This window comes from Streptomyces sp. NPDC041205, assembly GCF_055591765.1.
Genome location: NZ_JBVIZH010000003.1, coordinates 1,199,605 through 1,218,895 on the forward strand (window position 1 = coordinate 1,199,605; position 19,291 = coordinate 1,218,895).

Genomic DNA, 19,291 nt, shown 5'->3' on the forward strand with positions numbered 1-19,291 from the left:
TTCAGGCGGTGGTCGGGCCGAGGCAGGGCGATCCCGTGCAGCTCGTGCTGCGCGACCCCGGTCTCGTGGCCCGTCTCGACGGCTTCAAGCTGGGGACGGCCTCGGAAGCGGACGTCAAATGGCTGGGCCAGGAGCTGTTCGCCGCGCTGCTCCCCGGTGGTCTGCGGGCGCTGTGGGACTGGGCCGTCCAAGCGCTCGGACGGGAGCGGCCCCTGCGGCTCAGGCTGAACATCCGCGACCCCGAACTCGGCTCATTGCCCTGGGAGTTGATCTGTGCGGCCGGTCCGGCGTCGTATCCCTTCGTGCTGTCGCCGCTGCGTCCCGTCGTGCGGTGCAGCGATCTGCTGGCGGAGCGCACGAGGCAGGAGTTCCCGCACCCCCTGCGGATCCTGGTCGCGGTGGCGGAACCGGCCGACCGGCCGCCCTTCGACGCGGCCGGGATCGTCCGCCGTGTCCAGGACGCCCTCGGCGGGCTGGGGCCGAAGATCGAGCTGCGCGTCGTCGAACATGTGACGGTCCCCCAGCTCGACGAGGAGATGGGCGGCGGCTGGGACGTCGTCCACTTCATCGGACACGGTGGCCGACAGGACGGGACCGACTGCCTGCTCCTGGAGGACGAGGGCGGTCGGACCAGCTACCTGGACGGCGAGTCGCTCAGTCAGATCCTTCTCCGTGACCCGGCGCTCCGGCTCTTCCTGTCCTGCGCGTGCGGCGGCGGACACGGCGGCGGCTGCGATCCGCACCGGCTGCTCGGGGTGGCCGAGGCGGCGTTACGGGCCGAGGTGCCTGCGGCCGTCGCCATGCAGCGGGTGATCACGGACCGGCAGATGGCAGACTTCTCGTACGAGTTCTACCACGCGCTGATCAACGGGGAGCGGCTCGAAGCGGCCATGACCAGTGCCCGGCACCGGCTCAGCGTGAGTGCCCTGCATGACACGTCCTGGGCCGCCCCCGTGCTCTACAGCAACATCAAGGACGGGCTGCTCTACACCGATGCGCCGGCCTCCGAGCCCGACGAGCGCGGCGGCGAGGAGCTTCCGGTCGCCGTCGTGCCGGTGCCGCAACACAGCCTGGTGGAGCGGCTGCCCTGGCCGCCGTACGCCCGGCTGCCCCGCCGCAACGGCGAACTGCGGGCCATCGGGGAGGCGTTGGAGCGGGGTGAGCGGCTCGTCGTGGTGCGTGGCCCGGCCGGCTACGGCAGTTCGAGCCTGATCCTCGAAGCCGCCCGGCGCTACCTCACGCGTGTGGAGCGGACCGGCCGGATCGCGGGGGTGGCCTGGGCGTACCGGCGGTCCTCGCCGCTGTCCGCGCCTTTCCCGAACCGGCAGCACATGGGGTGGACCGCAGACGAACTCTTCCGGCAGATCGCCTTCGGGCTGCGGGTGCGCGGCCTGCTGCAGGCTTCGCCGACCGAGCGGTGGAACCTGTTGCGCGGCACGTTGGCCCAGCAGCGGTATCTGTTGGTGATCGACGACATCGACGACCTGCGGGGACTCACACCCGCCGATCTCCTCGACCGGTTTCCGGCGCCCACCACCGTGCTGGCCACCAGCCATGTGCCGATCGGTTACTGCGATGAGCAGGGCTGCGACATCCAGCTCGACGCCCTCCCGCTCGGCGACGCGTACACCTTCGTCCGCGACACTGCCGCGGACCTCGGCCTGTCCCGGGGGAGCGTCCCCGGCCCGGACCGGCTCCAGGAGACCCTCAGGAGCGCGGCCGGCGACGCGTTCGCCCTGCGGCAGTTCACCGGTGCGCTGGCCGACGGCGCCCGGGTCGAGGACTTCGCCGTGTCCGAGGGCAAGGCCGGCGGTGGGCTGATCCGCCGTGTCGTACGGCGCTCGATGAGCCGGCTGGCCGACACGGAACGTGCGGCGCTGGAGTTCGCGGCGGTCTTCCCCGAGCCCCTGGCCCTCGACGACATGGCCGAACTGCTGCACCGCGACCCGGAGGACACCCTGCGGTGCCTGCACCGGCTGGAGGTGCTCGGTCTGGTCGCGGTGGAGCCCGGGGCGCGGCGGGTGCACGTGTCGCAACGCGTCCGGCTCGAATCCCTCTACGGCTGCGGCCAGCACAAGGCACAGCAGCTGATCAGGGCGGCGGTCGCTCACGCCCTCACCCTCGCGGAACGCAATTCCGGCACCGGGGGAAGTACCCAGCAGGGCGTCTCGGCCGACAAGCTCGCCAACGAGTTCTGGGCGGCCGGGCAGGCTTACGGCCTGCGCGACTGGCCCGCCGTGCTGCGCTTCCGCGACACGCTTCACGACGTCCTGTACCACCGCCACCTGTACAACGAGGCGTTCGAACTGGGCGAGTGGGCCTACGACGCGGCGGACCGGATCGACGACGAGGAGGCGCAGGCGTGGTGCGCGCTCTTCCCGCTCGCCAGGGTCCGCTTCGCGCAGGGCAGCTTCGAGGAGGCCCGGCTGTGGAGCGAGAAGGCGTACGACAAGTTCGAGCGGCTGGACCACCGGCACGGCAGGGCACTCGCCGAGAAGTACCTGGGCCGGGTGTTCGCGCGGATGGGCTTTCTGATCGAGGCCGAACTGCACTGGCGCAATGGCCTGGAGCTGGCGTCCCGGGACACCCCGACGGCCGTCCGCGGCCACCTGGTCTCGGGCCAGGCGTCCGCCGCGGAGGCACAGGGGGACTACGAGAAGGCCGGGCAGCTGTACGAGGAGGCGCTGGAGATCTATCGGCAGGCGGGGGACAGGTGGGGCACGGCCAATATGGAGCACCACCTGGGACGCCTGGCGATGGCCGGCCCCGACCGGAAGGCCGCGGACACCTGGCTGTGGGCGAGCCTGGCCGAGTATCAGGGGATGGGCCTCCCCGAGCAGCAGGCACGAGTTCTGTGCACGCTCGCGGAGTTGCAGGAAGCCGCCGGTGATCTGGTGGAGGCGCACACCCGTCTGCTGGAGGCCTTCGAGCAACTGGAGCCGCTGGAGGTGACAGATGGGCTGGCCGACATCGAGGCCGCGCTGGCGCGGGTCACGGCGCGGCAGGAGGCCGGAGTGCCGCTGTACGACGGATTGCCCGGCCCCGTGCATCTCTATGAGGCGTGGGTGCGGTGCCCGGACCCGGCCGATGGCGGCCTGCCGCCGACCCGGATCCTGCATCGCTTCGAACCGCACTTCCCCGTCTGTAAGCCGCACCACAAACGGTACGTCCTCACGGATCCTCCGGGGGTGCAGCCGTGATCTGGCAGGGCCTGTCGGGGGTGCTGACCGGCGGGCTCAGCCGAATGCGGGTTGTGGGACTCCTGCCGTCCACCTTCTTCGTGTCCGTCTTCCTCGCCGTGTTCGCCCTCGGCGCGCCGCCGGAGTGGGCCAACCTGAAGGACGCGATCGACCATCTCAACGGCACCCGCTTGGTGCTGCTGGCCCTGACCATCGCCTCTCTCGCCTTGGTCACCCACTCTCTTCAACTGCCTCTGGTGCGGCTGCTGGAGGGGTACTGGGCGTGGCGCCCGTACTGTCCGGTCTGGCTGGCGACGCTGCTGGTGGCTCGTCAGCGGCTACGGCTCATGAGGCTGATAGAACTTACGACTGGCGGAAGCCCCGGTGAACGCGACCTGGTGGCCACGAACCGCAGGGAAGCGTGGCTGGAGACACGGGCCCTGGTCCCGGAATGGCGACAGCGGTACGCGACTGCACGTATGAACGAAGAGTTCCCGGCGACGGACAAGCTCCTGCCGACCCGCCTCGGCAACGCGCTGCGTGCCGCCGAGGAGGCCCCTCACCAACGCTACGGACTCGACGCCGTCGCCGTGTGGCCGGCCCTCCACAGTGTGCTCGGGCCGCGGATCCGGGAGGCCGTGGACGACCAGCGGGACCAGTTGGACTTCCTGGTGCGCTTCAGCGCGATCATGGGGCTCCTGGTGCCGCTGACCCTGGTGAAGTTCGCCCTGTCCGGCCGCGATGGGATGCCGTGGCTCATCGTCCCGGCGCTGCTGGCGCTGGGGTCGTGGCTCGCGTACCGCTCCGCCGTCACGGCCGCCGTCCTGTACGGGGTCCTCATCAGGACTGCCTTCGACCTGCACCGTTTCGACCTGCTCAGGGCGCTGCACCTGCCCCTTCCGGACGACTCCGACAAGGAAGTGTCCGCCAACCAGGACCTCACCGCACTGCTGGGTCCGGAGAAGCCCACTCGGCTGGTTTATCTCCATCCTGACCCGGACTGGCGCCCTCCCTCGGCACAGCCTCCGGGGTGAGGCCGCTATCGGGCTGCGCCCAGCAGGGTGTCGCACAACTCGCCGATGCCGCCCACCACGTGGTCCGGCCGGTACGGCGACGCGGCGGCGTCGAACCGGCCCCGGCGGTCCACCAGTACGGCGCTGATACCTGCGGCTCTCGCGCCCCGGATGTCCCGCTGCACGTTGTCGCCCACGTACACCGCCTCATCCGGGCCGACGCCCAGGCGGTCGAGCGCCAAGGCGAAGAGCCGCCGGTCGGGCTTCTGGATGCCGTGCTCGCCAGAGACGATCACCACGTCAAGAAGCGGACCGAGTCCTGCGGTCTTGATCTCGCTGTGGACGAAGGGGACTTGGGCATCGCTGACGACTCCGAGACGGAACCGGCCGCGCAGTCTCTCCAGGCCCGGCAGCACATCGGGGTACGTACCGAAGTGGCGGAGGCTGAGCACGCGGAGCACTCGCGGGCAGATGCTCGACAAGGCATCGGCCTGCGCGACACCGAACTCGCGTAGGAGGTCCAGGAAGACCCTGGTGATGTCGATCTCGGGATGTGGCTCGGCGCTGTCCCGCTGCTGCTGGACGGCATGGGCGAAATACTGGTGGGAGAACTCCTCGGGGGCGATGCGGGCGAAGTCCCAGTAGCTCAGGAATCGCGACATCTGTTGCCACACCTCCGGGCTTCGCTCGTCCGTCGTGATATCGATCAGCGTCCGGTAGAGGTCGAAGAGCACCACACGCGGTGTCACAGCGCCATGCATGCCGCGGCCTCCCCTGCCAGGAACCGGCGGTTGCCCATGTCCACCCAGGAGTTGCGGGCGATCCGCAGCTCCGAGCAGGCCATGTGGAAGCGGGCCCGCTCCATGAGGAGCGCGGGGTCGCCCACCCCGGGGGCTGCGTCCAGGTAGGCAGCGTAGAAGTATCGGATGTGTGGTTCACCTGCCCACGCGTCGCCCGTGTGCAAGTGGAACAGGTGCCTGAGCTCTCCGGCGATACGACCGATGTCCGCTGCCCGGTCGCCGTACTGAAGACGCTCGAAGTCGATGGCCACCAGTTCTCCGGTGCCCGCGAAGAGGAACTGCGTGGGCGTGGCGTCTCCGTGGATGAGCACTTCGGCCGGGCCGCGCAGATGTCCCGAGTCCGCCCAGGACCGCCCGATACGGCGCAGTTCGTCGCCCCGACCGCGTGTGATGACTCCTGCCTCGGTCAGTTGGGCCACGACTTTGCCCAGATAGGCGAGGGCGGCGCGGTCACTGCCAGGTCGACGGGTCGCCGACCGGTTGTGGAGGTCGGCGAGGAAGCCGGCGGTCTGGGCCAGCCTGGCATCGAGCTTGCCGTGCCCGCCCCGGAGCGCTGCCTCTTCGATGTAATGGAGGAGATCGGGGCCGGGCACGTACTCCTCCGCCAGCGTGTACCCGAGCTCGGCGGACACGGCGAACGGCCGTACGACCCTGTGCCCCTGACCGTCGAACCCCAGGGCGCGTGCGTGGCACAGATTCTCGTACTCCCTGAGCACGAGGTCGGCTCGCAGCCGGGGGCGGTCCCAGCGGCGCCCGTCCATCCACTTCAGGCCGTATACCTTCAACAGGACCGGCGTCGACGTGGTGGCCTCGTCGCAGCGCAGTACCGTTTCGTTGCCGAGCGACCGTAGGGAAAACCGCAGTTCCGGCCTCGGAAGTCCGAGCACCTCGCCGTACACGCGGTTCCGGAGGAAGTGGTTGAGCGGACTGTGCGGGGGCACAGGGCCCGTGTCGAACAAGTCCGTCGGCTCGGTGTCCGAGGGTATCTCCACGATTCCGGCCGCCTCTCGTACGACTGACCTCCGAGGCCGTCGACCACAGTGTGACCGCCTCCGCATCGCGTGAGGAACCGTGGTGCGCGGACTGTGCGTCAGTGGGACAGGTGAGGGGTGTTGAGGTAAGGCCCACGCTGGGGCCCGAACTTGTTGCGGCCCATGATCTCGGCGCCGATGTTGCGGGCGTAGTCCCGCGTGAGGTAGTCGTCAAGGCCCCGGCTGCCCCCGGGGTCGGTGCGCATGGGCCAGCTCGCCGTGGCGCCGGCCCAGGCGAACAGCCTCTCGGGCTCGACATGACCGAATGGCCTCTCGAGGGTCTGGTCTTCACCGGCAGCGATTCCGTCACTGGAGACGTTGAAGTTCTGGACTCTCAGCAGCTGAGCCACGTGTTCCTCCTGTGTTGTCGACAACGGAGGTGAGACGTGCCGGGTCGGTGAAAATCATCGCTGCGTCCGTCTACGGGCGCTGCCGGTGGGTGGCCGAAAACGCCACGCGGACGTGGGCCATGCAAGGGCCGTAGGTTGCCCGCATACTCACGAGGGGAGATGGACTCGGAGTCTGGTCACCCATCCGGTCACTTGCGGCGCACGAGGCGCACTGGAAAACCGAATTTCCCACGTCCGGCCGGACCGGCGTCCCGCAAGGCCACCAGGTGCGGGCATGTGCGGAGACCTGTACGTCAGCCGAGCGGCCTGCCGTTCGTGTCCGGTTGCGGCAGCTCCTCGGGGGTGGGGGGAGCGCTGCGGATCGGGCGGGCGATCTCGTTCACGATGTCAAGGAACAGGCCGGTCAGGGGGTTTGTTCCCGCGGTGGGCCACATGAGTCCGTACTCGATGGGCGGGGCGTCGTGGAACGGTACGAAGACCATGCCGGGCCGCTGGTGGAAGTTCTCCGCCCGCAGCGAGACCGTGCTGACTCCGACGCCGTTGGCGATGTGCACGAGGACCTCGGGCCAGAATTTGGTTGCCGGGCCCTGCGGGATCCTGCGGCCGGATGGGGTCTTGCGGGGGAAGTAGCGGTCCATCCAGTAGCGCGGTATGTGCGCGTCGTCGAGGGTGACCAGGGTTGTGTCGGCAAGGTCCTCGAGCGACACCGAGTCCCGTCGTGCGAAAGGGTGGTCCGCCGGAACCATGAGCGCCCTCGGCTCCGTGAAGAGCAGTGGTCCGATCGTGATGTCCGGTTCGAGGATGGGGAATTCGGTGAGCTGCAGGTCGATCGTGCCCGCCCGCATCCCTCCGAGCGGGTCGCACAACTGCACTTCCATGATCTCGACGTCGCAGTGCGGGTGGCGCACGCGGAACCGGTCCGCCGCCTGGACCATGAGGTTCCCGCACCACGGCCCGGACCAGCCGACCCGTACCACCCCCCTGACGCGCACCCCGCGGCCCACCGCGATGGCCTGTGCGAGCCCAGCACTGATCTGCTCGTACGCGGGCAACAGGTCGTCACGCAGCTGGCGTCCGACCTCGGTGAGGGTCACTTTGCGACTGTTGCGTTCGAAGAGCGGGGCTCCGACGCGGCGTTCCAGCTTCTGGATGGTCTGGCTGACCCGGCCTGTCGTCACATGCAGGCGCTCGGCCGTACGCCCGAAGTGCAACTCCTCGGCCAGCGTCAGGAACGCTTCCAGCTCCAGTCGCTCCAGCATCTCCACCCCCGTGCTTGGTGCCGCTCCCCAGCGTTTAGCACCGCTCAACGGAGCATGCCACTCTCCGATCTTGATGGCTCAGCCATGGATCACGCACTCTGGCGGTGCCGCGTTCAACAGGCCTTCCTCCTGGCCAGGACTGTGCCGGACGTCGGTGTCCCGTCGCATCGATCGGAGCCCCGCACATGAGCAAAGTCGTCGTCCTGATGCACGTCCTTCTCGACGGCGTCGTCGCGAACCCGTCCTGGGCCCGGCCGTTGCGGTACGACGAGCACGAGAAGTACCAGCTCGGCCAGATCGCTGCGAGCCGGGCGCTGCTGCTGGGGCGAGTGACCTTCCAGGAGATGGCCGCGGCCTGGCCCTTACGGGACGCGGCGGAGGAATACACCAGGTTGGTGGACGCCGCGCCGAAGTACGTGGTGTCCACGACCCTTGACCACGTGCCGTGGAACGGCGTGCTGATCCCCGGTCAGCTCGCCGAGCACGTCGCGAAGCTACGGCGCGAACCGGGCCAGGACCTGCTGGTGCTGGGCGGGGCCGAACTCGTCCAGCAGCTGGTCCGGCTCGGTCTGGTCGACGTGCTCAAGCTGTGTGTCCATCCGGAGACGGCGGGTACCGGGCGGCGCCTGTTCCCGCAGGGTGGTGCCCCGAGCACGTGGACACTCACCGGCACGTCGCTGTTTCCCTCCGGCGCTGTCGCCCTTGACTACCGGGCACCGGCGCGGATCTGACCGCCCTCCGTGCCGCAGCGGGGCTCGCGCCGCTGCTCACCGCGCCGGTCCCCACCTCTCACCACTCGGCCATCACACCCATGAAAGGGGCTTCGCCATGCGCAAGTTGCAGCTTCAGATCCGAGCGACCGTCGACGGCCACCCTCCTCGCCCGCGAACCGATGGACGAGGTCCACCTGTTCGGCAGCCCCTCGGCGATCGGCGCGGGCCAGCCGGTGTTCGGCCCGACGCGTACGGGCGGCTTCGTCTCGTCTCGGCCCAAGCCTTCGGCTGTGGACCGCGGCGCTGCACCACGAACCCGGGCGCGCTTGACCCCAAGGAGCCCGGGTTATCCGCGAGCCGGTGCGGTTTCCCGGCACCCGCGGCTCCCCGCATCCCGCTTCGCGGCATTCCGCACGAATCCAATCCACAGGAAAGCGAGTCACTCATGCGCATCACCATCGGCGAGTTCATCAGCCTCGACGGCGTCGTTCAGGCCCCGGGCCACCCGGACGAGGACGGCGACGGCGGCTTCGCCCACGGCGGCTGGTCCCACCCGTTCTTCGACCCGGAGGTCATGGGCCCCGCCCTGGCCGACTGGTCCAAGGGCACCGAGGCCATGCTCTACGGGCGCCGCACCTGGCAGGTCATGGCCGCGGCCTGGCCCGACCGGGCAGGCGATCCGTTCGCCGACCACATGAACAGCGTCGCCAAGTACGTCGTGTCCAGCACCCTCGGTGAGAACGACGTGACGGCCTGGAACAACTCCTCGCTCATCCCGGGTGACCAGGCCGTCGACCGCATCAAGAAGCTGCGCGAGACCGAAGGCGGTGACCTGACCGTGCTGGGCAGCGCGTCGCTGTCACGGACCTTGCTGGCCGAGGGTCTGGTCGACGAGCTCCGGCTCATGATCATGCCGGTGGTCCTCGGCGGCGGGAAGTCGATATACCCGGTGGACGGCGTCCTGCGCTCCTTCGAGCTGGCCTCAACGGTCACCAGCGGCACCGGCGTACTCGTGTGCACCTACCGGCCCAAGGCCCCGGCGGCCACCGCCGCGTAGCCGACGCGCGGCACCCACCACGGCACCGTGGGGCTCTTTCCGTGCGGCGGTCGGCGCACCGACGCCGACCGCCGCACGCAGGCCGAGCGCCCCGGGCCGTGGTGGCCCTGAAGTTCGCCGAGAACGCGGAAATGCCTCGGACCCCGATGAGTTCACCGTGTGCCGAGGGTCTGTCCCTGTATACGTCAAACGTTGAATGATGAAAGGAGCGCTCCTGATGACCCTGATGAGGAGACGAGGGGGAAGCGTCGTCGTGACTGCCGTGCTGGTGGCGGGCTCGATGCTCGGGACCGGCACCGCGGGGGCCGCCGAAGCGGCCGACACGGTCGGCGAGCGTCGGTCGTACACCGGGGAGATCGACGGGGCGAAGTACCGCGTGGAGGTCCCGAAGCGCTGGAACGGGACGCTGCTGCTGTACAGCCACGGCTACTATCCCGAGGGCTGGGCCCCGGAGAAGATCGCCCTGACCAACAGCGAGGAGGCCGAAAAGGCTCTGCTGGCCAAGGGGTTCGCCCTGGCGGCGTCCGACTACAAGGGCACGCACGGGTACGCGGTGGCGGACGCGCTGACCGACCAGCTCGCGCTGCAGGACTGGTTCGACCGGAACGTCGGTCGGCCCAGGCGCACCATCAGCACCGGCCAGTCGATGGGCGGGACCGTCGCCACCTTGTTGGGGGAGCGGCACCCGGGCCGGTTCGACGGCGTACTGGCGATGTGCGCGGAGTACGACGGCAACGGGACCTGGAACACCACGCTGGACATGACCTACGCGCTCAAGACGCTCTTGGTGCCCGAAGCGGACCAGGACATCGACCTGGTGCGGCCACGCGATCCCGAGCGCAGCGTCAAGGTTCTTGTGGCGGCGATCGACCGCGCCCTGGAGACCGAGCACGGCAGGGCGCGCCTCGCCCTCGTCGGCGCGCTGGGCAACATCCCCGGGTGGTACTCCGCGCACGAGGCGCGGCCGACGAAGACCGTGGACCGCGTGCGGGCACAGGCGCAGTGGCTGCGCAACGCGTACGTCGCGGGCACCGGCCCGCTCGGCCGGGTCGACTTGGAGCGCCGGGCAGGCGGCAACCCGTCCTCCAACACAGGCGTCGACTACCGGCGGCAGCTTGCCGGTTCGGCGCAGAAGGACCTGGTCCGCAAGGCGTACCGTGCCGCCGGGTCGCCCGGCGTCGCCCTGGCCGCCGATGTGGCCAAGCTGAACGCCGGTACGCGGATCACGGCGGACACGAGGGCCGTCGACTACATGAAGCGGTACACCATCGCGCGTGGGACGACTCCGCAGCCCGTGGTGACGCTCCACAACACCCAGGACGGCGGCGCGGTCTCCGACCAGACCGGCTGGTACGCCGACCAGGTCCGCCGCAACGGCGAGCCGGGCAGCCTGCGCCAGATGTACGTGAACCGCGGCTCGCACTGCGCGTTCAGCGCGGCCGACGAGATCACCGCACTGGAGGCCCTGCTGACCAAGGCCGACACCGGCCGCTGGCCCAGCACCGACCCTCGGACACTGAACCGGTCCGTCGGCCGCTATCAGCCGGAGTTCCAGCAGGTCCTTGACTTGGCGACGTTCGAGAAGAAGACCGTGCCGCCCGCCTTCGCCCGGTTCAACCCCGCGCGCTTCCCCCGACCCTCCCGCTGACGGCATCACCCGGCCTCGGGCCGCCACCGTCTGGAGATCTTTTACGGCTGGGGTCACAGATGAGGTCGTGTGGCTGAGCGCGAGAGCCGGGCGCTCTCCGCCGCATCAGTCGCGGGCCAGGGCGTAGGGAAATCAGTGGACCGGACCGTGGCAGATCACTTAATGTGTGGCTCCACGCCCTGAGACGGATGGAAGGAGGCGAGTGCCGTGCAGTTCACACCTTTCCAGCGCTCCCTCTTCACGCTGTCCCGGCGTGGTTCGTGAGTTCTGCCCGGGAGCGCTCCAAGCAGCCTGTATCCCGGAGGAATTCATGACCGATGCGGTCATCCGCGCGCTCTCCGCGAGCGACGCTCATCTCTTCGACGCACTTCCCGACCCCCTGGGCGCCCGTGAAAGCCATCGGCGTACCCAGTTCCGCCCCGACTGGAAGCGCGTCGCCCTGCGCGACGGCGAGGTCGTCGCACGCGGCGCCTGGTGGGGCGGCCCCCAAGACTCGGAGCCCGTCAACGTCAACTGGTTCGACGTGGCGGAGGGCGAGGAGGAGGCCGGGGCCGAACTCCTGCGCTCCGCTCCCTGGCAGGTCGAACTTGAGATCAACCTGCCCGGCGGCTGGCGAGAGAAGACCGACCTGCGAGCCGCGGCCGGGGCACGCTTCGCCGCCGCACGAGCCGCCGGGTACGAACTCCTTGTGGAACGCTTCCTGTACCGCTGGACCCCGGAACGAGGTCTGCCCGAGCGGCCCGGACGCCTGCGCTTCAGCGCCGAACCCGACGACACCGTGTTCTTCGACGCGTTGCGCCGCATCCACTCCGTCACCCTGGACGCCCACGCGCTCAGGGCCATCGAGGAGGGCGGCCTCGACCAGGCCGCCCAGGAAGAACTCGACTTCTTCCACTGGTGCCCCTCCCCACGGGAGTGGTGGCAGGTCGCGCACACACCGGAGGGCGACCTGGCCGGCATCCACATCCCGGCCCACAACCCCTCCGGCCCGACCATCGGCTTCATCGGAGTCGTCCCGGAACAGCGCGGTCACGGCTACGCCTACGACCTCCTCGCGGAGTGCACCCACCTCCTCGTCGAGCAGGGCGCGGAGTTCGTCACCGGGGCGACGGACCAGGGCAACTTCCCCATGGCCGCGAACTTCGCCAAGGCCGGCTTCCCCGTCGTCAGGGAACGCATCAACTTCCACCCGACGGGTCAAGCGGCCTAGCGAGGAGTAGCACACGCTGACAAGGGGTCCGGTCCGAGAGCAGGTCCGGACCCCTTGTCAGCGACATGCGGGATCTGCGCTGTGGCCAGCGGCCACCATCGCATCCCGCACCGCTCGCGGCGGAAGATGCAAAGGGCCTGCTTCTTCAAGGAGGTGAGAGGCGACCGTCGTTGAGTCCGAACCGCGGACAGCCGAGCGTGGCATGACCAGCTATGACGACGTGCGTCTGGTTCCTCGTCGTCCACGTTCCTCTGGGGCTCAACGAGTGTGCGAGGGAGGGGCTTCGCAGCTCGGAGGCGGTCGAGGTGATCACATCTGTCGCCACACGCGTGTCGCATGGACCTTGAGGCGCCAGTTTCTCCGACTCGCCTCCGCGGAGCTGGAATCGGCAGAGACGCAAGGTGAGCAGGGTTTGAGCGCGGGAGCCTTCAGCCGCGTACGAACTCGCTGACTGATCGTTTCACAATGAGCTTGAGCTCTGGACCTTGCGCTCGACGATCTGGTCGGCAGAGCGGAGCGGCTCTCCCGTCAGTCGACGACCAAGCGTTGGCTGCCATCTATGAGTTCGCGCACGGCGTCCAGGTGGCCTGCGTGAGTGGCGGTCTCGGTGATCACGTGCAGGATGACCTCGCGCAGGTTGTCGTATCGCCAGGTGCCGAAGAAGTCCGGCCACCAGCCCGGGGCCGCTTCCAGGTCAGCGCCGGCGAGGAAGGCGTCCGCGAGCTCACCTTCCCGGCGGTAGAGGGCGAAGACCTCCTCGGCTGTCTTCTCCGGGGCGGGCTGCCACGCGTTCTCCCCGGACCCGAGGATCTCCTCGATCGCCGTTTTCTCCCCGGCCGCGACCGCGCGGAACCAGAACTTCTCGTCGTCCAGGGCGAGATGGTGCACCAGCCCAAGGCACGTCCAGCCAGACGGTAGCACCGGGCGCCGCAGCTCCTCCTCGTCCAGGCCCTCCAGGATGCTCAGGACATGCGTGCGCTTGCTGTTCAGGACGCCGAGCAGCGTGGTCAGTTCAGTGTCGGCCATAGGCCGGAGGGTATCCGGCCCTCCTGACACCTGACTCACTGATCGTTTCAGGATGCGGTTCGTAGGCGGCGCAGGCATATGAGGCTGCCGCCGGGGTTTGCGGCAGGGGCGTCCCCGCAGTCCCCGAAGCGACGGGACGGCGTCCAGCAGCGGCAGAAGCTGGGTGACGTCGTGCCGGTTGCCACTGGTGAGCGTGACAGCGAGCGGGGTTCCGTGACGGTCGACGATCAGGTGGTGCTTCGAGCCGGGGCGGGCGCGGTCGACGGGCGAGGGGCCGACGTGATCCCCTCTGTGAGAGCCCGGACGCGCGACCCGTCCACGGAGCAGTCGTCCGGGTCCAGCAGACCGGCGCGGCGCAACTCGGCCAGCAGGGCGGCGTGCAGGCGAGGCCAGACGCCGGCCTCGGTCCGGTCCCGCAGCCGACGCCAGGCCGTCACGCCGGAGCAGCCCACGGTCTCCGCGGGAACATCGCGCCACGCGACACCGGTCCGCAGCACGTACATGACGCCGGCGAGCGCCGCTCGGTCGGGAACCCGCAGCCGCCCGGGGTGGCGATGGCGCCGTTCGGGAGCAGGCGGCAGCAGCGGGGCCACCCGGCATCCGCATTGACGAGCGGCTGGCGGATGGGAGGTTTGTGCTGCGGTCCGAGCTTCCAGGCATCGACCCGGCCAAGGACGTTGAGATCAGCGTCACGGAAGGTGTCCTGACACTGCGCGCCGGGCGCAGTGAGGAGACCACACAGAAGCATCGTTCCGAATTTTGCTACGGCACGTTCGCCCGCGCCGTCCGGCTGCCGGCTGGGGCCAAGGGCGACGAGGCGACCGCGGAGTACAAGGACGGTGTCCTGACCAGCACTGTCCCGGTGCCAGAGGCGAAGACGGGCACCAGGACCATCCCCGTGCGGCGCGTCCGAGCGCGGGTTCACAGGTGTGCGGCCCGGATGTACTCCCGGCCGCGCACACATCTGTCCGGCACCGGACCGCTCCTCTTCCGCCGTGCTCATGAGCTGTGCCGGCGGGAGCCGACGATCAGCAGATGCGGGGGAGCTGCTCTCCCAGCGGCATGTCCACGACCCGCTGGGCGCCGACCAGCGTGCGCAGGACCACCCGTCCGCTCGGCCCGTGCGGCAGGACCTCGCCGATGCGCACGGCGCCCGCGCCCTCGGGTAGGGAGCGCATGGCGGCCAGCGCCTCGTCGGCCACCATGGGTGCGACGAACGCCACCATGCAGCCCTCGTTGGCGACGATCAACGGGTCGAGGCCGAGCAGGTCGCAGGCCGAGGCGACGGGGCCCGGTACCGGGACGGCGCTCTCTTCGATCTCAAGAGCGACGGAAGAGTCGCGGGCGATCTCGTTGAGGGTGGCGGCGAGTCCGCCGCGGGTCGGGTCGCGCAGGGTGTGGACATGCTTGTCCAGCGGCGTCAGGGCGCGGACGAGACGGTGCAGGGGCTGGGTGTCGGAGGCGATGTCGCTCTCGAAGCCGAGGCCTTCGCGGGTGGAGAGCACGGTGGTGCCGTGCAGCCCGATCGGGCCGGACAGCAGGATCGCGTCGCCTGGGTGGGCGAGCGCGGCGGACGGGCGCAGGGCACCGTGCCGGTATCCGACGCCGGTGGTGTTGATGAAGATCTTGTCGGCCGCACCCCTGTCCACGACCTTGGTGTCGCCCGTGACGACGGGGACCTCGGCGGCGCGGGCGGCCTTGCCCAACGACGCGAGTACGGCGCGGAGTTCGCAGAGGGGGAGCCCCTCCTCGACGATGAGCGCGACGGACAGGGCGAGGGGCCAGGCGCCGCGCATGGCGATGTCGTTGACCGTGCCGTGGACGGCGAGGCAGCCGATGTCTCCGCCGGGGAAGAACAGCGGGCTGACGACGAAGCTGTCGGTGCTGACGACCAGGTCGGGGTGGCCGGGCAACAGCGCGGCGTCCTCCAGCGGGCCGCTCTGGCCGTCGAGGGAGGGCAGGACGAGCGCGTCGAGGAGTTCCGAGGTGAGGCGTCCTCCGGCGCCGTGGCCGAGCAGGACGAGTTCGTCCTCGTGGCGCGGGGCGGGGCATTCCATGGTCATGGCGCGTCCTCGGGGTCTCTGGTGCGGCCGGCGGCGTGGAAGGCTGCGCACGTTCCCTCGGTGGAGACCATCGGCGCGCCGAGCGGGTGGCGGGGGGTGCAGCGGTCGCCGTAGGCCTCGCAGTCCGTGGGCAGCCGGGCACCGGTGAGGATGGCGCCAGCGATGCACGCGGGGTCCTCGACCGACCTCAGCCCGCCCACGTCGAAGCGGTGCGCGGCATCGAACTTCGCGTAGGCGTCGGTGAGGTCGAGGCCGCTGTCCGGCAGGGCGCCGATACCGCGCCACGCCCGGTCGGTGACGCGGAAGACCCGGCGCACCGCGTCCTGGGCCTCGGTGTTGCCGCCACGGTGCACGGCCCGCACGTACTGGTTCTCGACCCCGTGGCGCCCCTGCTCCAGTTGCGTCACCGCCATCAGGATGCCCTCCAGGAGATCCAGCGGCTCGAAACCCGTGACCACGATGGGTACTTGGTAGCGGGCGGCGATCGGTTCGTACTCGCGCCAGCCCGTGACCGCGCACACATGCCCTGCCGCGAGGAACGCCTGCACCTCGCAGTCGGGGTCGTCGAGCAGCGCGGTCATCGCGGGGGGCACCAGGACGTGGCTGACCAGGACCGAGAAGTTGGTCAGGCCCAGGCGGGCCGCGTGCAGGACCGCCATGGCGTTTGCGGGCGCCGTCGTCTCGAATCCGACGGCCAGGAACACCACTTCACGCTCCGGGGACTCCTGCGCGACGCGGACCGCGTCCATCGGCGTGTACACGACGCGGACGTCCGCGCCGCGCGCCCGCAGCGCCAGCAGATCGGTGTCCGAGCCCGGCACGCGCAGCATGTCGCCGAAACTGGTGAAGATCACGCCGGGCCGGGCGGCGATGGCCATGGCCCGGTCGAGGGTCTCCAGGGGGGTGACGCAGACGGGACATCCGGGCCCGTGGATCATGCGGATGCCGGCGGGCAGCAGTTCGTCGATTCCCTGGCGGACCAGGGTGTGGGTCTGTCCGCCGCACACCTCCATGATCCGCCAGGGGTGGGTGGCGGTCGTCCGCAGCTCGGCCAGGAGGCGGCGGGCGAGTTCGGGATCGCGGTATTCGTCGAGGTACTTCATGGGGTGTCCCGTCCGGAGGCGGTGTCGGTGTTCTGTCCGGGGGAGGCGGTGGCGTTCTGTCCGGGGAGGTGGGTACGGGCGTCGACGATGCCCTCGACGGCGCGGACCAGCCACTCCAGGAGCGGCACCGGCGCCCGGTCGTGAAGCTCACCGCTCATCGCCACTGCCCCGCCCTTGACGGTGACCGTCTGGCGGGCGTCGGGTGTCAGCCGGCCGAGGACGGCGCGCCGCACCTCGTCGGAGATCTCCTCGTCCGATCGCAGGAACACCTTCAGGAGGTCGCTGCGGCTGATGACGCCCCCTAGCGTGCCCTGCACGTTGACGACCGGGAGTCGCTTCACGCGCCGGTGCGCCATGGTCCGGGCGGCCTGGGCGAGTGTGGCGTCCGCGCGCGCGTCGACGGCCGGGCCGGTCGTCAGCTCGCCGGCGCTCACCCCACCGGCCTTGGCAAGGTCGGGCAGTCGGCGCAGCACATCGGAGCGCGTGGGGTCGGCATCGCGGAACTCCTCCTTGAGCATCAGGTCGGCCTCGGAGACGACGCCGACGACCTGCCCCTCGCCCTCCAGAACCGGCAGGGCGCTGACCTTCCATGGCTGGAACAGCTCGACCATCGCTGGAACAGCTCGACGATCTCCTTGCAGGAGGCCTCACGACCGATGGCGACGACCGTCTGGGTCATCAGGTGCTCTCGGGGCGCGGGGAGTCCTCGCATTCCGGAGTATCGGTGGATGCCGGCGTGTCGGTCATGGAGGGCTCCTCAGCGGTTGCTGGTGCGCTCGACGGTGAGGTCGAGGAAGTGGGTGGAGCAGGAGATGCACGGGTCGTGGTTGCGGATGGCCCGCTCGCACAGCCGGGTCAACTCCTCGTCGTCCACGGCCCGCGCCGTGATCGCCCTCTCGGCGACGCGGCGCAAGTCTTCCTCGATCGCGCCTTGGTTCTGCGCGGTCGGCGGCACGAGGCGGGCGTCGGTGACTGTGCCTTCGGCGTCCAGGACGTAACGGTGGTAGAGGAGGCCGCGCGGTGCTTCGGTCGCGCCATGGCCGGTGCCCGCGATCGGCGGCACCTCCACGAAGGGACGCGGTGGCGGCTCGTACGCCTCGACGATCCGCAGCGCCTCGTCGACCGCGTACACGGTTTCGACCGCACGCACCAGGATCGACCGGAACGGATTGCGGCACACCTCCCCGCCGAGCCCGGCCTCCCGCGCCGCCTGCCGGGCGGTCGGCGACAGCCGGCGCCCGCTGATCGCGAACCGCGCCAGCGAGCCGGTGAGATGCCGCCGCCCGTCGAGCCGGGAGTGCAGGGCCGTGGAATGCGGCACCTGCTCCTCGCGTACGTGGTCCAGGAAGTCGTGGACGGAGAAGGCGGCGTACGTTCCGTCGGCGCGCAGGACAGTGGGTTCGCCGCCCTCGACGGCGTACGTTCCCGGGCTGGCGAGCGCCAGGAAGTCGGCGTCCACGGTGGCGTCGGGGAAGTCGAAGCCCGCCACCCAGCGGACCGTCTCCCAGGCGTCGTCCTGGGCGCGCCTCAACTGCTCGGCCAGTGGGCGGAGGTCCGCGGGAGCGGGCGCCCGGTGGAAGCCGCCTAGGCGAACGTTGACCGGGTGGATGGCGCGGCCGCCGAGCAGTTCGAGGATCGCGTTGCCCGTCTGCTTGAGGCGCAAGCCCCGCTCCACATGCGCGCGATGGGTGCGGGCGAGGCTGATCGCGTCGTCGCAGCCCAGGAAGTCGGGCGCGTGCAGCAGGTAGATGTGCAGGACCTGGCTCTCGATCCACTCGCCGCAGTACAGCAGCCTGCGCAGGTCGCGGATGCCCTGTTCGACGGTGACACCGCAGGCGTCCTCGATCGCCGCGCAGGCGCTCAGCTGATAGGCCACCGGGCAGATCCCGCACACCCGGGAGGTGATGTCCGGCGGCTCGGTGTACGCGCGGCCGCGCAGGAACGCCTCGAAGAACCGCGGCGGTTCGTAGATCTGCAGCCTGGCTTCGGTCACGGCCGTGCCGTCCACCCGCAGATGCAGGGCGCCCTCGCCCTCCACGCGGGCGAGCGAGCCGACGTGCAGGATGCGGGAGCCCCGGTGGGTCACGTCTCCTCCTCGATCTCCGCGAAGGCGTTGGCGTTGAAGGTGTGCAGGAAGCGTTCGGTGTCGCGGTCGTCCATGCCGTCGCGATGCAGCAGCGGGATGAGCGCGGGCAGATTCACCGATCCGGAAGGGCCGAAGCAGCCGTAGCAGCCGCGCCCGTACGCCGGGCAGATCGCCCCGCACCCGGAGTGGGTGACCGGGCCGAGGCAAGGGGTTCCATGGGCGACAGTCACGCAGACCGTGCCGCGCCGTTTGCACTGGAAGCACACGCTGTGATTCGGGATGCCGGGCTTGCGGCCCGCCAGGTAGGCCGTGATCAGCTCAAGGAGCTGGCCGCGGTCGATGGGGCAGCCTCGCAGTTCGAAGTCGACGTCCACGTGCGCGGAGACGGGGGTGGAGGTGGCCAGGGTGTCGATGTAGTCGGGGCGGGCGTAGACGGTGCGGCGGAACTCCTCGACGTCCGCGAAGTTCCGCAGCGCCTGGATGCCGCCCGCGGTGGCGCAGGCGCCGATGGTCACCAGGACGTGGGACTGCGCGCGGATCTCCCGTATCCGCTCCGCGTCGGCGGGCGTGGTGACGGACCCTTCGACGAGCGTGAGGTCGTACGGCCCGGGCCGGACAGCACTCGACGCCTCCAGGAAGTGGGAGATCTCGACCTGCCCGGCCAGCGCGAGGAGTTCGTCCTCGCAGTCGAGGAGCGTGAGCTGGCAGCCGTCGCAGGACGCCAGCTTGAACACCGCGAGTTTCGGCGTCATC

The 19,291-nt window shown here is 70.0% G+C and carries 15 protein-coding genes and 3 pseudogenes; 7 read left to right on the forward strand and 11 right to left on the reverse strand.

Annotated features, from left to right (window positions below; all coding sequences use genetic code 11):
* Positions 1 to 35: 35 nt before the first annotated feature.
* Both ACZ6BG_RS19255 and ACZ6BG_RS19260 read left to right on the forward strand, forming a co-directional pair.
* The gene (locus ACZ6BG_RS19255) at positions 36 to 3,200 is read left to right on the forward strand and encodes a CHAT domain-containing protein (protein ID WP_469002660.1); all 3,165 of its coding nucleotides are present in this window, start codon (positions 36 to 38) and stop codon (positions 3,198 to 3,200) included.
* Positions 3,197 to 4,213, forward strand: coding sequence for a hypothetical protein (locus tag ACZ6BG_RS19260; protein WP_469002663.1), 1,017 nt, complete (start codon positions 3,197 to 3,199; stop codon positions 4,211 to 4,213). The genes ACZ6BG_RS19255 and ACZ6BG_RS19260 overlap by 4 nt, the downstream gene beginning before the upstream one ends.
* A 5-nt stretch (positions 4,214 to 4,218) precedes the next feature.
* On the opposite strand, the gene ACZ6BG_RS19265 is transcribed toward ACZ6BG_RS19260, so the two are convergent.
* From ACZ6BG_RS19265 to ACZ6BG_RS19280, 4 genes and pseudogenes are all read right to left on the reverse strand, one after another.
* Positions 4,219 to 4,926, reverse strand: coding sequence for an HAD family hydrolase (locus ACZ6BG_RS19265; RefSeq protein WP_469002666.1), 708 nt, complete (start codon positions 4,924 to 4,926; stop codon positions 4,219 to 4,221).
* Between the two features lie 11 nt (positions 4,927 to 4,937).
* On the reverse strand, positions 4,938 to 5,984 hold the full coding sequence (locus tag ACZ6BG_RS19270; protein WP_469002669.1) for a phosphotransferase family protein: 1,047 nt from the start codon (positions 5,982 to 5,984) through the stop codon (positions 4,938 to 4,940).
* Between the two features lie 125 nt (positions 5,985 to 6,109).
* A pseudogene (locus tag ACZ6BG_RS19275) lies at positions 6,110 to 6,373 on the reverse strand (dihydrofolate reductase family protein); the annotation flags it as partial.
* 293 nt (positions 6,374 to 6,666) lie between these two features.
* Positions 6,667 to 7,632, reverse strand: a complete 966-nt coding sequence (locus ACZ6BG_RS19280; RefSeq protein ID WP_469002672.1) for a LysR family transcriptional regulator — start codon at positions 7,630 to 7,632, stop codon at positions 6,667 to 6,669.
* 185 nt (positions 7,633 to 7,817) lie between these two features.
* Between ACZ6BG_RS19280 and ACZ6BG_RS19285 the strand changes: the two genes are divergently transcribed.
* From ACZ6BG_RS19285 to ACZ6BG_RS19300, 4 genes are all read left to right on the forward strand, one after another.
* The gene (locus tag ACZ6BG_RS19285) at positions 7,818 to 8,363 is read left to right on the forward strand and encodes a dihydrofolate reductase family protein (RefSeq protein ID WP_469002674.1); all 546 of its coding nucleotides are present in this window, start codon (positions 7,818 to 7,820) and stop codon (positions 8,361 to 8,363) included.
* A gap of 427 nt (positions 8,364 to 8,790) precedes the next feature.
* Positions 8,791 to 9,402, forward strand: coding sequence for a dihydrofolate reductase family protein (locus ACZ6BG_RS19290; protein WP_469002676.1), 612 nt, complete (start codon positions 8,791 to 8,793; stop codon positions 9,400 to 9,402).
* Between the two features lie 217 nt (positions 9,403 to 9,619).
* Complete coding sequence (locus tag ACZ6BG_RS19295; RefSeq protein WP_469002680.1) at positions 9,620 to 11,050, forward strand: alpha/beta hydrolase family protein; 1,431 nt, start codon at positions 9,620 to 9,622, stop codon at positions 11,048 to 11,050.
* A gap of 310 nt (positions 11,051 to 11,360) precedes the next feature.
* Positions 11,361 to 12,260: a GNAT family N-acetyltransferase gene (locus tag ACZ6BG_RS19300; RefSeq protein WP_469002682.1), complete on the forward strand. Its 900-nt coding sequence runs from the start codon at positions 11,361 to 11,363 to the stop codon at positions 12,258 to 12,260.
* A gap of 528 nt (positions 12,261 to 12,788) precedes the next feature.
* Here the strand turns inward: ACZ6BG_RS19300 and ACZ6BG_RS19305 are convergent.
* Both ACZ6BG_RS19305 and ACZ6BG_RS19310 read right to left on the reverse strand, forming a co-directional pair.
* Positions 12,789 to 13,286 (reverse strand): DinB family protein, encoded by a 498-nt coding sequence (locus ACZ6BG_RS19305; protein WP_469003014.1) that lies wholly within the window; start codon positions 13,284 to 13,286, stop codon positions 12,789 to 12,791.
* A 90-nt stretch (positions 13,287 to 13,376) separates the two neighbouring features.
* Positions 13,377 to 13,879: pseudogene (locus tag ACZ6BG_RS19310) on the reverse strand (IS5 family transposase); the annotation flags it as partial.
* A gap of 23 nt (positions 13,880 to 13,902) precedes the next feature.
* Here ACZ6BG_RS19310 and ACZ6BG_RS19315 point away from each other — a divergent pair.
* Positions 13,903 to 14,175 (forward strand): annotated as a pseudogene (locus ACZ6BG_RS19315) (Hsp20/alpha crystallin family protein); the annotation flags it as partial.
* A gap of 139 nt (positions 14,176 to 14,314) precedes the next feature.
* On the opposite strand, the gene hypE reads toward ACZ6BG_RS19315, so the two are convergent.
* The 5 genes from hypE to ACZ6BG_RS19340 form a co-directional block, all read right to left on the reverse strand.
* The gene (hypE, locus tag ACZ6BG_RS19320; protein ID WP_469002684.1) at positions 14,315 to 15,349 is read right to left on the reverse strand and encodes a hydrogenase expression/formation protein HypE; all 1,035 of its coding nucleotides are present in this window, start codon (positions 15,347 to 15,349) and stop codon (positions 14,315 to 14,317) included.
* Entirely contained in the window at positions 15,346 to 16,452 is a 1,107-nt protein-coding gene (gene hypD, locus ACZ6BG_RS19325; RefSeq protein WP_469002686.1) for a hydrogenase formation protein HypD, read from the reverse strand. Before hypD ends, hypE begins: the two co-directional genes overlap by 4 nt.
* The gene (locus ACZ6BG_RS19330; RefSeq protein ID WP_469002688.1) at positions 16,449 to 17,063 is read right to left on the reverse strand and encodes a CBS domain-containing protein; all 615 of its coding nucleotides are present in this window, start codon (positions 17,061 to 17,063) and stop codon (positions 16,449 to 16,451) included. Before ACZ6BG_RS19330 ends, hypD begins: the two co-directional genes overlap by 4 nt.
* A gap of 146 nt (positions 17,064 to 17,209) precedes the next feature.
* A complete protein-coding gene (locus tag ACZ6BG_RS19335; protein WP_469002690.1) occupies positions 17,210 to 18,538 on the reverse strand; it encodes a Ni/Fe hydrogenase subunit alpha in 1,329 nt (442 codons plus the stop codon).
* A complete protein-coding gene (locus tag ACZ6BG_RS19340; RefSeq protein ID WP_469002692.1) occupies positions 18,535 to 19,290 on the reverse strand; it encodes an NADH-quinone oxidoreductase subunit B family protein in 756 nt (251 codons plus the stop codon). The genes ACZ6BG_RS19335 and ACZ6BG_RS19340 overlap by 4 nt, the downstream gene beginning before the upstream one ends.
* Position 19,291 lies beyond the last annotated feature (1 nt).

Bases quoted from the DNA above. Each gene is read 5' to 3' on its own strand.
- ACZ6BG_RS19280 (WP_469002672.1), bottom strand. From the start codon at position 7,632: ATGCTGGAGCGACTGGAGCTGGAAGCGTTCCTGACGCTGGCCGAGGAG.
- ACZ6BG_RS19285 (WP_469002674.1), top strand. From the start codon at position 7,818: ATGAGCAAAGTCGTCGTCCTGATGCACGTCCTTCTCGACGGCGTCGTC.
- ACZ6BG_RS19290 (WP_469002676.1), top strand. From the start codon at position 8,791: ATGCGCATCACCATCGGCGAGTTCATCAGCCTCGACGGCGTCGTTCAG.
- ACZ6BG_RS19295 (WP_469002680.1), top strand. From the start codon at position 9,620: ATGACCCTGATGAGGAGACGAGGGGGAAGCGTCGTCGTGACTGCCGTG.
- ACZ6BG_RS19300 (WP_469002682.1), top strand. From the start codon at position 11,361: ATGACCGATGCGGTCATCCGCGCGCTCTCCGCGAGCGACGCTCATCTC.
- ACZ6BG_RS19305 (WP_469003014.1), bottom strand. From the start codon at position 13,286: ATGGCCGACACTGAACTGACCACGCTGCTCGGCGTCCTGAACAGCAAG.
- hypE (WP_469002684.1), bottom strand. From the start codon at position 15,349: ATGACCATGGAATGCCCCGCCCCGCGCCACGAGGACGAACTCGTCCTG.
- hypD (WP_469002686.1), bottom strand. From the start codon at position 16,452: ATGAAGTACCTCGACGAATACCGCGATCCCGAACTCGCCCGCCGCCTC.
- ACZ6BG_RS19330 (WP_469002688.1), bottom strand. From the start codon at position 17,063: ATGGTCGAGCTGTTCCAGCCATGGAAGGTCAGCGCCCTGCCGGTTCTG.
- ACZ6BG_RS19340 (WP_469002692.1), bottom strand. From the start codon at position 19,290: ATGACGCCGAAACTCGCGGTGTTCAAGCTGGCGTCCTGCGACGGCTGC.